Origin of the sequence: Clostridium sp. AM34-11AC, from assembly GCF_003435375.1 — a bacterium.
Lineage (GTDB): Bacteria > Bacillota > Clostridia > Lachnospirales > Lachnospiraceae > Pilosibacter > Pilosibacter fragilis.
Genome location: NZ_QWGL01000001.1, coordinates 231,383 through 243,959, shown reverse-complemented (window position 1 = coordinate 243,959; position 12,577 = coordinate 231,383). Strand labels below are relative to the sequence as shown.

Below are 12,577 nucleotides of genomic sequence, written 5' to 3'. Positions count from 1 at the left end.
CGTTTGCGGGTCATTAAGCTTATGGTCTATTTCTTCATATAAGAATTCAGTCCTTTTTCAATAGAGCGCAGTGAATCTGTATCAGGTAATAAGGCATCCAGGTTGCTGCGTTCTGCTTCTGTCAATTCTTCCCGCAAAATAGAAATATGCTTCGGGGCATTTATAGCCAGGCTGACAGATCCATTGTCGCAGTCAAGTACAGTGATGCGTATGTCATTCCCGATCAGGATACTGTCATTTTTTTTACGTTTCAGTATCAGCATGGCTATTTATCTCCTTTTTTAGTGTCCTGTTCCTTTATCTCTTTACTAAGAAGAGAACGTAAGGTATGGCGGTAATCATAGTCAGCGTTGGATAAGATCACCTGGATCCCTTTGCGGGTATCCGGATTAATGGCAAGAGGACATTTCAAGTTGACGGTTCCATCCAGATAATCCTTCTTTACAGCACATATGACATAATAGGATAATTCATCACTGGAATTTACTTCCAGAAAGGATAATTCTTCCGGTAGAAGAACCGGTGAATAAGAAGGAAAGAGTGCTGCTGCATCGATGAGAAAAAAGGCTACATAAGGTTCGTCTACAGACTGCAATATCAGCAGGGAACTGTCATCTTCCTCCATAGAGAGGGGAAGATAGTCATGGTACTGGGAAAAACCAAATAAACCATCTGGAAATACAACCAGTTCATCTTTTGTATAATCAATTTCGCCGTAATATTTTGTATCAATCTTCATGATTGCATAAGCCTCCGGGGGTCAGTTTTTATATGGTAACATTAAGAGCAGGGGAATCCGGCTCTTTTTTTGGTGGAACATAATTGGGGGTGCCGGTATACACAAACTCTACTTTTGGATAAGAGGTTATGATGGTCATTTCCAGGGCTGGTACGTATTCCAGATTGCCAGATGCCACACGAAATTCAAATTCACCTCTCTGAAGGGTATACAGCCCATTATTGTCAGGGCTGCCAGAAAATGGATCACAAAAGCTGTTTCCTGATCCAGAGACGTTTGCTGTGCCATGTACTCTTTGGACAGTATCCCGGAGATCAAAAGCTTGTCTGATATCCTGGATACAGGTCATGCTTTCCGGAGAACTGATCCCGTAATTTTGAGCCTGACGTACTTTCAGGCGGTATTGGGAAATCGCCTGATGCTGTCTTGCTGCCAGCTGGTCCTTTGAAACCAGACTGGCATTTTGACGGAAATGGACAGATTCAAAAGGTTTAAAATTTGCTTCAATCACAGGTTTCATACATTTTCACCTTCTTCTGACCTGAAAATAGAAAGTTATTTTTTGCTTGTTTTTTGTAAACAATGTACCGGTATCATTTTATAAAATCAAAAAGAGATGACTGCATCAGGTTTGACCCCATTTTTAAAGCAGCAGAATAGGAGTACTGGTAAGAGTACATTTCTGTGATGGCTTCATAAGGATCAGCTCCGAGAATGTCTTTGTATTCCTCTGTCAGGTTGTCACTTAAAGTATCAAGACGGGTTTTTGTAGTTTCTACCAGGGAATATTTATTGCCAAGGTCGCTGTAAACGGTGCTGATGGTATGCTCTGTATTAGCTGCATCTTTAAGTACACTGCCCATAGTATCTGTAAATTGATCAACGGTCGTAGTATCATTGATATAATTATCACAGGCCATAACCGAACGGCTGAGAAGTGCCACAGGAGTGGTTTCCAGGGCAGCTTTGATCGCCTTCTTTGCATCATCATCAGACATGGCATTTAAAGAATCCGAGGTAAGCCCTGTAAGCATATTCAGTCCTCCGGTATAGGTATCTAAAAGAGACTGACGGTTGGAAATATCGCCATAGCCGATATCTACCCGCCCCTGTTCTCTCATGGCTGTAAGAAGGCTGTTCAGGTCATCATCACTTAAATGATAGCTGTAAGTATTTTTGCCCTTATCATAAGCCATGGTCATATTGACCGTCTTTGTGGTACCGTCTGAATACTTATGGGTATAAGTAAGGGTTTTTCCATCTCCGCTTAAAGAAAACGGAGCTGTTGTAATATCATTTCCGCCGTAAATATAAAAATCCTGATACTGGCTGTTCAGATTGCTGACCATGCTCTGCACATCCTGAAGAAGAGCATCTCTTTTTGTCTGGACAGAGGTCTTTGAACTGTTGTGGGAGGAATCCAGCACATACTGCATGGAAGTCTTGCTGTTGCTTAAAGTTTTCTGGATATCCCTTGCGCCCTGCTCCTGCTGGTACAGACGGTTTTTAATATCACCTAAAATAGAACTTTTACTCTTTGCATCCTGATATAAATGATCCATTTTCTTTCCCTGATAATAAGCAAGAGGATTATCAGCAGCTGTTTCATAAGCAGCGCCGGTAGAAACCTTGTTCATGCTTTTGTTCAGATTGCTTTGAAGATCATTTAAAGAAGAAGTATACCTGCGGTAAACAGATGAACGTACAACTCTCATAATTTATTAATCCTCCTTATATTTATGCACCAGTATTACTGATCAGGGTATTCAACACTTCATCAAGGGCAGTCATCAGACGGGAAGCAGCATTATAGGCTGAAACGTAGGCCATCATATTGGTTGCTTCTTCATCCAGGCTGACACCGGAAAGAGAGTCTCTGGAGTCCTGGATACTGTTTAAAACAGTTGTGCCCGTCTTTAATGCGGTCTGGTTGGAGCTGGAATCAGATGCCAGCTGGGTGGAAAGGTTATTCATATAATCAGCAAATGTTTTCCCGTTCAATTTCTTGGTATCCTTCATAGCTGCGATCATATCAAGGATTGTATCTGTGCGGTTGGTGCCGTCTGTAGAAATATGGATCGTTCCACTGGTCCAGCCTTTGCTGATACCGATATTTCCGGCTGTTATACCAGTTGTTGAGTCATCGGTGGAATTAGATAAAAGATTCTGATCCGTGTGGTTTTTGCCATTGTTGATGTCATTCATGGATTTTGCGAAAGTGGAAGCTAACTGATCCAGTTTTCCTGAGTAATACTGGTATCCACGGACATCATCCACAGCAGTAGATCCATTTATCACATTGCCGGTACCTGTTTTCTGGAGCATATCCAGGCTTGCCTGAAGAGAGCCGCCTTCAAAATGGATCCCTTTTAACTCTGCGTATACATCTGCAGCTGCCTGTCCATTCCCTTTATAGCTGGGGGCTTTTTCAAACTTGATGGAAATGTTTGCAGGATCAGAAATAGAAGCAGCTGTCTGGTGATCGCCTTTTAACACACTTAACTGACCGTAGTTTTTTGTGAGACCGTCAGCACCAAGGTCAGATCCATTTACCAGGATCAGCTTCTGGCTCTTTCCCTGGGCATCAATATAATTCATGCTCACTTCCAGGTCATCAGGCCAATCCTTCTTGCCTATTACAGCACCATTTGCATCATAGTCATAGGCGTTATTCCCGGAATGGGCATCATCCTTGTAATATCTGGTTTCAACAGGAATATAACCGGAAAGCTCATCCAGAAGAAGATTTCGTTCATCCTGGAGTTCCAGAGAAGGATGACCGGCAACCTGGTTACGTTTGATCTGCACGTTCAGGTCGCCGATCTGGCGGAGGATGTCATTGATCTTCTGCACATCGCCCTGTTCACTGCTGCCTTCCCCTGTGAGCCTTTGAAATTCATTCTGTTCGGCCTGTGTGATCTGTCTGGATGCCTGGTTAAAAAGATTACATACAGACTGCATTTTAGTTCGCAGCTCACTTTCATAGATGGGATCGGATACCTTTGCAGGATCCTGCATGCTTGTAAGGGTAGACTGGACATCATCAAATGCCTGACGGATGCCGGAAATGGTTGTTTCGTCCAGTACCTTTGACAGGGAATTAAGGGCAGTCTGTAAACGATTGGTATAGCTGCAGTCAGCAGACTGGCTGCGGTATTGGATATCCAGATAAGGATCTCTGATCTGTGAGACCCGGTCCATACTTACCCCAAAGCCCACTGCAGTTTCATTCCCATTAGAATAATGGGAAACAGGATTCGTATAATTAAGGCTGGATGCCTCTAACTGCTGCCTGGTATATCCGGCAGTATTCATATTTGACAAATTCTGTCCTGTAATATCCAGACGTTTCTGGTTGGCCTGGAGAGCGGACAGAGCGGTATTAAAACCGGAAAAAGTTGCTCTTACCATAAAGTATTATTACCTCCGAAATATAAATATCCTGCAGTCCCCACAGTTTTATCAGACATATTTGTCATAAACATGAGGATCGCTCTGCTTCGCACCGGCAAGGCGCTGTTCTAACTGCTTCATGCGGATCCGGATCAGACGGTCTGTGCCACCTTTTACTTTTTTCAGCTTTTCAGCCTGGATGGATAACCGTTCCAAGATCGGAGAGAGAAGTGCCACAGCCTCCTCGCTGTCCTCCTGCATCAAAATCTGGCGGAAAGTAAGCCCCTCAAGACCCGACCTGCGAAGAAGATCACTTCGTTTTTTATCTAGTCCGCGCAGCTGCAGTAAAAGCATGTTTTCATCATTTAAAAGAGATTCCAGCTGGTCAGGATGATCAGCTGAAACAACGGTTAGTTTATCAGCCTCAACCCGGCATAGCTGTTCTAATACAGTACACAGCTGTTCTAATACCGGGATCAGGCTTTCAGGCGCCCTCATAGATTATACATGGCCCTTGCAATGGCCATGGGATCCGGTTCGTAGGTTCCTTCCTCAACCTGTTTTTTCAGTTGGGCAACCTTTTCAACGGAAACGCCTTTCTCGCGGCAGACATCTTCTGTAATGCTGTGGGCCAGAGAGCGTGCGAAAAGTGTTTCATCAGCCGAAATACCTTCGGTGTATTCAAAACTGGCTCGGTCAAGATCAGCCGGTTTTGCAGAAATATTATCAGACAAAGCAATATTGCTTTGTCTCATTGATACATGTTCCATGTGTATTTGCTCCTGGATAAAATTTTGAATTTTCATACAATTACTCCTCACCTTAAAATAAAACGGCAGGACCACAAAAGTATCCTGTGATTTTCACATGCTTACTGAATCTATATCTATGTAAATTATCGCCTTTTTTCTTGAAAATATAAGAAAAATAATAATTATAAAAAACGGGAAAACGCCGATTAAATATACATATGGAAGCATGCAGGTAATTCGGTATCAGAGGGGTCAAAATCTTTTGACCCCAACATCATAATATATAGAATCAAAAAGAAAAGGGATAAAACATGTCTAATATATTACAGGTAACAGATCCTTCTACATATATAGATAATAGAAATGTCCATACAGGCCAGGAGCAGCAAAGCGCCCTGAACAGTTCCCAGATCCAGAATCCTTCTGACCCATCTCGTGTAGTGCGGGCAGATGGACAGAAAAGCGGTACCGCTGGTGACCAGGAAAATGAAAGTGGCTTCAGCGTTCGCAATTATAATGGAAATTATACTGACTTTCTTCAGAAGCTGGGGCAGGAAAATGAAATAAAGGATTCCCTGAGCCGGATCCTGTTCCGGGATGGAGCCTTTATCGCTAAAGGTGATGAAGGTCTGGGTAAAATGGTGCAGCAGCTGCTGGATTCTGCCAGTTTTGAAGATTCTGGCCAGCTGCTGGATTTTTTAAAAATGCAGGGACAGACTAAATTTTCCGGTACTTTCTTTGAAAACCTGAGAACTCTTTTGCAGCAGGAAGGAAACAGAGGCCTGCAGGAAACAGCCCTCAAATTCCTTCAGGTATTCAACAATTATTCCAGCGGTGAGCATCTTTTAGAACAGATGCAGGAACTGACAGATGAAATAAAAGGAATGCTTTACACCTCTGCAAGACAGGAATACGCATCAATTCTGGATCAGCTGGACTGGAAGGCAGAAAATGGGGAAACAAAGGAAAATTCCCAGGTTCTGTTTCAGAAGCTGGTCCCCTTTCTTTCAAGATATATTTCCCGTACCCATGATTATGGCAATGTAAGAAGCAGCGTGATCCAGCTGATCCTTTATGGGGCACGTTATGAAAACGGAAGCAGCACCCTTCTCAGAAGCCTTTTTGAACAAATGGCAGCTAATAGGGATTTTAAACGTTTTTTTGAAACAGAGCCTGAAGAACTGTATGCTGTACTTACCGGTTCAAAAGGAAAAAAAGGAAATATTTATGGAGATATTTTTGGCTCACTTGTGGAAAGAGGGGCCAAAGGAGAAGCCGGGCTGGAACATGTACAGGATTTTTATCAGCTGATGCGAGGGATGCTGGTAAACGAAAGCGTATATATGTCTGTGAATCATTTTGTCCTTCCTTTTCAATATCAGGGAAAAGAGGCAGTATCTGAATTTTGGATCGATCCGGACGCGGAGAAAAAAGAAGAAGAAAAAGATGGAGGCAGGAAAATACGCCTTCTGGTGGACTTTGAGATCAGGGGATTGGGAGATTTCCAGCTTCTGGCAGATCTCCAGGATCATAAAATATCCATGGAGCTGGGAGTTCCTAAAAATCTTTCTGCCGGAGCCGGAGAGATACAGGCAAAGCTTCAGGAAATATGTACCAGAAACGGGATGCGCGTGAAAATGATGCAGGTGCAGGAACGGAAAGCTCATTACCGTCTGCTGGATGTTTTTCCAAAGATAAGAAAAAAGGAGAATGGTATTAATGTCAGCGTTTGAGCGGTTATTAGAGCAAAAGGCAGTTGCGCTTCAATATTCGCCGGAAAAGGACACTGCCCCGGTAATCGTTGCTTCCGGAATGGGATATATGGCAGAAAAGATCACGGAAGCAGCCAGAAAGTCAGGGGTTCCGGTTTATGAGGATGATTCTCTTGCGACTCTTTTAAGCAGATTACAGCTGGGAGCGGCTGTGCCGGAAGAATTATATCAGGCGATCATAGAGATCTATATTTACTTTTTAGGATATGTGCCATCACCGGAGGAAAAAGAAAATGAAGAAAAAGTCGAAAATACCTGACAGAAGATCCAGACACGGACGGGAAATGCTTCTGCTCCTTCTTTCGGGAGTCTTGCTGTTCCAATGGGGAAAGATAGATGCTTTTGCGGCGGCAAAAGAGATTAAAACAGTAAATATCCGTGTTACATCCAAGCTGGAAGTAGGCAGCAAGCTTCCGGATATAAAACTGGAAACGACCACGGTTTCAGATGGAGAAGTGGCAGTAGATACAAGTGGAGGTAAATACAGCGTTTCCGAGGCCGAATGGACGGATAAAAGCTCCAATGAACTGAAAGCTGCTGAAGAGCCTCAGATGAAAGTCACCCTGGAACCGGAAGATGTCAGTGAAGATTATTTTGTTTCCAGCTATAAAAAAGCGGATGTAAAGATCAGTGGGGGCACATTTGTGTCTGCCAGACGAGATGGAGATGAACTGGTAGTTACCCTGCGGGTAAAAGGGATCAAAGGAGACTATGCTGCTCCGGAAGATGCCTGGTGGAATGAAAAAAGCCTGGGACAGGCTAAATGGGAAAAGCCGGATAACACATCCGGTTATTACGAAGTGCAGCTTTACAGAGGAAAAACGAAAGTTTACAGCGTCTCCCAGACCAGTGCAACTCAGTATAATTTTTATCCATATATGACAAAAACAGGAGAGTATACCTTTAAGGTACGCACAGTACCGGGAACGGATTCCAAAAAAAAATATGGTGGAAAAAGCGAATGGATAGAATCCGGGGAGCTTTCCATTACAGACCGGTATGTATCAGATGGTAAAGGACAGCAATCAAAAAATCCTTCCGCAAAGCGCGGAACCACAGATAAAGTAGGCTGGGTAAAAAAAGGCAATATATGGAATTACAGATTTCCGGATGGCTCTATATGCCGGGGTACATGGCAGTCGGTCAACGGATACTGGTATTATTTTGATGTCAATGGCACGATGCTCACCGGCTGGCAGAAGATGGCAAATGACCGGTATTACCTGTATGATACCGGGGAAATGGCAGCCGGATGGGCAAAGATCAATGGACAGTGGTATTATTTCTGGCCATTAACGGAAAATGGGCATACACAGGGAACCATGGCTTATGGAGGCTGGAAGATCATAGGGGCGGATTATTACTTTTTCAGGGAAGACGGCTCCTTATATACCGGCTGGCTGGAACAGAATGGTTCCTGGTATTACCTAAACACACTTGACAACAGCCTTCAGGGAACCATGTTTACCGGCTGGCTGATCCGGGAAGGGAAAACTTATTTCCTGGATGCTGACGGAGTTATGGCTACCGGCTGGTATCAGGTTGACGGGAATTGGTATTATTTTTGGCCGGATTCAGGTGAAATGGCAAAAAACCAGTATATCAATGGATTTTATGTTAATGAGGACGGGATCTGGTACAGGTAAAGATATGTGAGGAATGGAAATGAAAATGATCAGAAAAATACTCCTTTGTGCCGGAACAGGACTGCTGCTTAGCACAGGAAGCTTACAGTCTGTGCCAGGGGGAATCTTTCATATGGATACAGCTTATGGGGCAGAGAGCAGCATCATCGAGACCATGAGTATTAAATTTAACACCACTTTTGGAGATCCGGAGGAAATACCACAGCCCCAGATCACCATCAGCGGATCAGGGGTATCCATTGGGGATATTTATTACAAAACAGAATATGAAAACTGGAAACCTGGTAAAAAGGTACGGATGGAGATCACTGTGGATGCTGCACAGGGAAAGTATTTCCCTGTGTCCCTTGGACGATCCAAATGCCGTGTGACCGGGGCTGATTTTGTATCGGCGAAAGCCCTGGATAATACCACCATGCAGGTAAAAGTGAACTATACGCCGGTCACTGTTCTGGGTGACACAGCTTTAGCAGGCTGGAGCTCACATGACTCAGAAAAGGCAGTGTGGAAGAAGGTAGACTATGCTCCGGGCTATACCCTGACTTTATATGGAAATGATAAAGTGGTGAAACGGATGACAGTTACAGGTAACTCTGTCAGCTTAAAGGAGTACATGACAGATCCGGACAAGATCTACTATTATCAGGTAAAAGCGGTTCCGGTTACGGCAGAACAGAAAAAATACTTAAAAGAAGGGGAATTTATTACATCACAGGAACAGGATATAGATGACAGTGCGGAAGAGGAGAAAGAAAAAGAACATGCAGCATGCGGTACTGGTCCAGGCGTAGCAGGTTCTCTAAAGGGAGACAACTTTGTTATGCCGGATGGGACTCTGGCAGTCAATACCTGGAAGCTGGTGGGAGGTATATGGTACTACTTTAATGCGGAAGGAAACCGAACCAGGGGCTGGTTCCAGTATGGTGGAAAATGGTATTATTTCGACGGAAATGGATATATGAAGACTGGCTGGGTGAACACAGGAAACGGAACATGGTATTACTTAAACCCGGATGGGGATATGAAGACCGGCTGGGTGAACACAGGAAACGGAAAGTGGTATTACTTAAACCCTGATGGAAGTATGAAGACCGGCTGGGTGAACACAGGAAATGGAACATGGTATTACTTAAACCCAGATGGGGATATGAAGATCGGCTGGCTGTATGATAAAAATATCTGGTATTATTTAAATAACGATGGATCTATGGCAGTAAACCGTTCTCAGGACGGCTGGTACCTTGGAGCAGACGGCGCAGGCCGAAAGGAGTAAGAAATATGAGTTTAGCACCGATAACAGGAGATGGGGGAAAGTTAGCTGCACAGGCAGCGGATCAGACACAGAAGACAACACCGGTCCAGGAATTTCAGGGGATACTGAAAAATGGGCTGAATGCCATAAAAGAAGATATGGATTCTATTTTCGAAGAAGCTTCTGCTTTATATCAGATCCCTTCTAAACTTCTCAGGGCGGTGGCAAAGGCAGAGTCAGGGTTTAATCCAAAGGCTGTATCCAAAGCAGGGGCTATGGGCGTGATGCAGCTGATGCCGGGAACAGCCCGTTCTCTTGGAGTAAGCGATCCTTACAATGCCAGACAAAATATCCTTGGAGGGGCAAAATACTTAAAACAAAATCTGGACCGGTTCGGAGGAGACGTAAGCCTTGCACTGGCAGCTTATAACGCAGGTCCGAACAGTGTGACCAAATACGGAGGCATCCCACCATATAAAGAAACCCAGAATTATGTAAAAAAGATCATGGCGGATTATACGGGAAACAATACGATCCTGGCAGGACGTACGGTGAGTACCGGAACATATGGGAAAACATCCGGCAGTACAGCAGTGAGCAGTCTTATAGGAAGTGGCCTTACAGGAAGCAGCCTGACAGCAGGCAGTCTTTTAGGCAGCTTTGTGGGAAATACAGATCTGTCCGGCACTGGCAGCCTTGGTACACTTCTGGCAGCAGGAAAGGGAGAGAACCTTTCCGGGGAAGACTGGTCTAATATGGTGCAGATCCTCCGTCTTCAGATGATGATGAATATGGGTAAGGATACGGGTACGCTGATCTGACAGACAGATACCGGATTGCCGTGCGCTTTGCACTCCCGCAATTTCGGCCTTTTGACCCTGGTATCAATAAAATGAGGCATTTTGCCGATAATAAAAACAAATGGTTATTTGATGATATTCATAGAAGATACAAAGGAAGGTGAAACATCATGCAGGTGCAGAATAACATAGCATCCATAAATGCTGCCAGAAATCAGGGGATCGAAACAGGAAAGCTGAAAAAGTCCCTTGAAAAGCTGTCTTCCGGCTTTCGGATCGTCCGTGCAGGAGATGATGCAGCTGGACTGGCGATCTCGGAAGGTATGCGCAGCAGGATCAACAGCCTGAACCAGGCGATGAGAAACATTGATGACGGCATCGGACTTACCAATGTAGGAGATGGCGCTTTGACGGAGGTTCATTCCATGCTCCAGAGACTGAAGACTCTGGCTTTAAAATCTGCAAATGGAACTTATGATCAATCCAACAGGGAAACCTTGAACATGGAAAAAGACCATATCCTTGAGGAGATTGACAGGATTGGTTCTACCACTAAATTTGGAGAAATCTCCCTGTTTTCCAGGGCAGATGCCAATACAAATACAGATCCACCGCTTTGGCAGCCGCCAGAGCTGGACGATACGATCCCGCTCCAGATCGGCGGTTCTGCTCAGGCTGGAGAAGTTCTGGATGTAGAACGCTATTATATAGGAAGCAGGGAACTACAGCTGGATCAGACAGATTTTTCCGATGTAGAAAAGGGACATAAATCTGTGGGATACATTGAAAACGCGATAGAGGCTGTTTCTAAAGTCAGGGCATCCTTTGGAGCTGCTTATATGCATCTGGATCACACCCACAATAATTTAAGCGTTACAAGTGAAAACATGCAGGCGGCAGAAAGCCAGATCCGTGATACCAATATGGCAGAGGAGATCACGAAATACACCAGCAGTAACATCGTCCTACAGTCCTCTAATATGATGCTTACAAATGCAAATAATCTCCCTCAGACCATACTTGAACTTTTAAAATAAAAATGAAAGAAATAATGAAAAACAGGCTTATGTTTTTTTAACATAAGACGATATATATATATAGAAAGAAAATTCTGCTGTTCCAGAAAGGGCCCTTGGGACAATAGAAGACAGAGGAAAGGAGTCCACTGCCATATTTTCTTTTATAAAAGGAGGAATTCATTATGGTAATTCAGCATAATATTGCAGCGATCAATTCTTACAGAAACTTAAGTAGCAACCAGAGTGCACTGAGCAAAAACTTAGAGAAGCTGTCTTCCGGTTACAAGATCAACCGTGCAGGCGATGACGCAGCAGGTCTGGCTATTTCCGAGACCATGCGTTCCCAGATCAATGGTTTAAACCAGGCTGTAAACAACGCAAACGATGCGATCGGTCTGATCCAGACAGCAGAAGGTGCTATGACAGAGACCCACTCCATGCTTCAGCGTATGAAGACTCTGACTACCCAGGCAGCAAATGGTACTTATACCGCAACTGCAAGAGGTAACATCAAGGCAGAGATTGATGCACTGAGCGCCGAGATTACCCGTATCGCTTCTACTACAGAGTTTAACGGTGAGAAACCATTAGCTCCTGCGAACAAGGGTGCGAACCTGACATTCTTCATCGGTGCTTCTTCAGATAAAACCAACCAGATGACAGTTGCTCAGCAGACTATGACAGCAAAAGCATTAACTGTTCATGATCTTAAGGTTGATTCTACAGAGAACGCACTCAAGTCAATGAAAACTGTAGATAATGCAATTGATGCAGTTTCTAAATACCGTGCGAGCCTCGGTGCTGCCCAGAACCGTCTGGAGCATACGGTAAACAACCTGAAGGTTACTTCTGAGAACATTACCTCTGCGGAAAGCCGTATCCGTGATACAGATATGGCAGATGAGATCACAGCTTATACAAAGAACAACATTCTTTTACAGGCTGCTCAGTCTATGCTTTCCCAGTCCAATGCTATGCCTCAGGGTGTATTAAGCATGCTGCAGTAATCTTGAAATTGATTCTGCATCTTTTAGGGGATCTGCTTTGCGCAGATCCTCTTTTTTTAAATATGTCGTAACTATTCAGTACCTTCATAGTTACGTGCAAAAATCCATTCCAGATCAGCTTCGCTGATGGGATTTTTGCCTTCCAGCCTATGTTTTCTTACGGTCAGCGCAGCAAGTGCGCAGACCTACTGAACAGT

The 12,577-nt window shown here is 44.1% G+C and carries 14 protein-coding genes; 7 read left to right on the top strand and 7 right to left on the bottom strand.

Annotated features, from left to right (window positions below; translation table 11 throughout):
• Positions 1 to 26: 26 nt before the first annotated feature.
• The 7 genes from DW826_RS01060 to DW826_RS01030 form a co-directional block, all read right to left on the bottom strand.
• A complete protein-coding gene (locus DW826_RS01060; RefSeq protein WP_117551779.1) occupies positions 27 to 263 on the bottom strand; it encodes a carbon storage regulator in 237 nt (78 codons plus the stop codon).
• A gap of 2 nt (positions 264 to 265) precedes the next feature.
• On the bottom strand, positions 266 to 739 hold the full coding sequence (locus DW826_RS01055) for a flagellar assembly protein FliW (protein ID WP_117551778.1): 474 nt from the start codon (positions 737 to 739) through the stop codon (positions 266 to 268).
• A 28-nt stretch (positions 740 to 767) separates the two neighbouring features.
• Entirely contained in the window at positions 768 to 1,259 is a 492-nt protein-coding gene (locus tag DW826_RS01050) for a hypothetical protein (RefSeq protein ID WP_117551777.1), read from the bottom strand.
• 73 nt (positions 1,260 to 1,332) lie between these two features.
• A complete protein-coding gene (locus tag DW826_RS01045) occupies positions 1,333 to 2,454 on the bottom strand; it encodes a flagellin (protein WP_117551776.1) in 1,122 nt (373 codons plus the stop codon).
• 22 nt (positions 2,455 to 2,476) lie between these two features.
• Positions 2,477 to 4,150, bottom strand: coding sequence for a flagellar basal body protein (locus tag DW826_RS01040; protein ID WP_117551775.1), 1,674 nt, complete (start codon positions 4,148 to 4,150; stop codon positions 2,477 to 2,479).
• A gap of 51 nt (positions 4,151 to 4,201) precedes the next feature.
• Positions 4,202 to 4,630: a flagellar export chaperone FlgN gene (gene flgN / locus DW826_RS01035; RefSeq protein WP_117551774.1), complete on the bottom strand. Its 429-nt coding sequence runs from the start codon at positions 4,628 to 4,630 to the stop codon at positions 4,202 to 4,204.
• A complete protein-coding gene (locus DW826_RS01030; RefSeq protein WP_117483977.1) occupies positions 4,627 to 4,938 on the bottom strand; it encodes a flagellar biosynthesis anti-sigma factor FlgM in 312 nt (103 codons plus the stop codon). The genes flgN and DW826_RS01030 overlap by 4 nt, the downstream gene beginning before the upstream one ends.
• Positions 4,939 to 5,195: 257 nt before the next feature.
• Between DW826_RS01030 and DW826_RS01025 the strand changes: the two genes are divergently transcribed.
• The 7 genes from DW826_RS01025 (at position 5,196) to DW826_RS00995 (ending at position 12,380) form a co-directional block, all read left to right on the top strand.
• Positions 5,196 to 6,617, top strand: coding sequence for a hypothetical protein (locus DW826_RS01025; RefSeq protein WP_117551773.1), 1,422 nt, complete (start codon positions 5,196 to 5,198; stop codon positions 6,615 to 6,617).
• Entirely contained in the window at positions 6,604 to 6,915 is a 312-nt protein-coding gene (locus DW826_RS01020) for an EscU/YscU/HrcU family type III secretion system export apparatus switch protein (RefSeq protein ID WP_015553167.1), read from the top strand. The genes DW826_RS01025 and DW826_RS01020 overlap by 14 nt, the downstream gene beginning before the upstream one ends.
• The gene (locus DW826_RS01015) at positions 6,890 to 8,302 is read left to right on the top strand and encodes an N-acetylmuramoyl-L-alanine amidase family protein (RefSeq protein WP_117551772.1); all 1,413 of its coding nucleotides are present in this window, start codon (positions 6,890 to 6,892) and stop codon (positions 8,300 to 8,302) included. Before DW826_RS01020 ends, DW826_RS01015 begins: the two co-directional genes overlap by 26 nt.
• Positions 8,303 to 8,414: 112 nt before the next feature.
• Positions 8,415 to 9,575 carry an N-acetylmuramoyl-L-alanine amidase family protein gene (locus DW826_RS01010; protein WP_242994019.1) on the top strand — a complete coding sequence of 387 codons (1,161 nt, stop codon included), beginning with the start codon at positions 8,415 to 8,417 and terminating at the stop codon, positions 9,573 to 9,575.
• A gap of 5 nt (positions 9,576 to 9,580) precedes the next feature.
• Positions 9,581 to 10,375 (top strand): lytic transglycosylase domain-containing protein, encoded by a 795-nt coding sequence (locus DW826_RS01005; protein WP_117551771.1) that lies wholly within the window; start codon positions 9,581 to 9,583, stop codon positions 10,373 to 10,375.
• Between the two features lie 149 nt (positions 10,376 to 10,524).
• Positions 10,525 to 11,391 carry a flagellin gene (locus DW826_RS01000; protein ID WP_117551770.1) on the top strand — a complete coding sequence of 289 codons (867 nt, stop codon included), beginning with the start codon at positions 10,525 to 10,527 and terminating at the stop codon, positions 11,389 to 11,391.
• A gap of 164 nt (positions 11,392 to 11,555) precedes the next feature.
• Positions 11,556 to 12,380: a flagellin gene (locus tag DW826_RS00995; protein ID WP_117551769.1), complete on the top strand. Its 825-nt coding sequence runs from the start codon at positions 11,556 to 11,558 to the stop codon at positions 12,378 to 12,380.
• Positions 12,381 to 12,577: the final 197 nt, after the last annotated feature.

What these genes read in the sequence shown, in the direction of transcription:
- DW826_RS01060 (WP_117551779.1), bottom strand. Translation starts at nt 263, where the DNA reads ATGCTGATACTGAAACGTAAAAAAAATGACAGTATCCTGATCGGGAAT.
- DW826_RS01055 (WP_117551778.1), bottom strand. Translation starts at nt 739, where the DNA reads ATGAAGATTGATACAAAATATTACGGCGAAATTGATTATACAAAAGAT.
- DW826_RS01050 (WP_117551777.1), bottom strand. Translation starts at nt 1,259, where the DNA reads ATGAAACCTGTGATTGAAGCAAATTTTAAACCTTTTGAATCTGTCCAT.
- DW826_RS01045 (WP_117551776.1), bottom strand. Translation starts at nt 2,454, where the DNA reads ATGAGAGTTGTACGTTCATCTGTTTACCGCAGGTATACTTCTTCTTTA.
- DW826_RS01040 (WP_117551775.1), bottom strand. Translation starts at nt 4,150, where the DNA reads ATGGTAAGAGCAACTTTTTCCGGTTTTAATACCGCTCTGTCCGCTCTC.
- flgN (WP_117551774.1), bottom strand. Translation starts at nt 4,630, where the DNA reads ATGAGGGCGCCTGAAAGCCTGATCCCGGTATTAGAACAGCTGTGTACT.
- DW826_RS01030 (WP_117483977.1), bottom strand. Translation starts at nt 4,938, where the DNA reads ATGAAAATTCAAAATTTTATCCAGGAGCAAATACACATGGAACATGTA.
- DW826_RS01025 (WP_117551773.1), top strand. Translation starts at nt 5,196, where the DNA reads ATGTCTAATATATTACAGGTAACAGATCCTTCTACATATATAGATAAT.
- DW826_RS01020 (WP_015553167.1), top strand. Translation starts at nt 6,604, where the DNA reads ATGTCAGCGTTTGAGCGGTTATTAGAGCAAAAGGCAGTTGCGCTTCAA.
- DW826_RS01015 (WP_117551772.1), top strand. Translation starts at nt 6,890, where the DNA reads ATGAAGAAAAAGTCGAAAATACCTGACAGAAGATCCAGACACGGACGG.
- DW826_RS01010 (WP_242994019.1), top strand. Translation starts at nt 8,415, where the DNA reads ATGGATACAGCTTATGGGGCAGAGAGCAGCATCATCGAGACCATGAGT.
- DW826_RS01005 (WP_117551771.1), top strand. Translation starts at nt 9,581, where the DNA reads ATGAGTTTAGCACCGATAACAGGAGATGGGGGAAAGTTAGCTGCACAG.
- DW826_RS01000 (WP_117551770.1), top strand. Translation starts at nt 10,525, where the DNA reads ATGCAGGTGCAGAATAACATAGCATCCATAAATGCTGCCAGAAATCAG.
- DW826_RS00995 (WP_117551769.1), top strand. Translation starts at nt 11,556, where the DNA reads ATGGTAATTCAGCATAATATTGCAGCGATCAATTCTTACAGAAACTTA.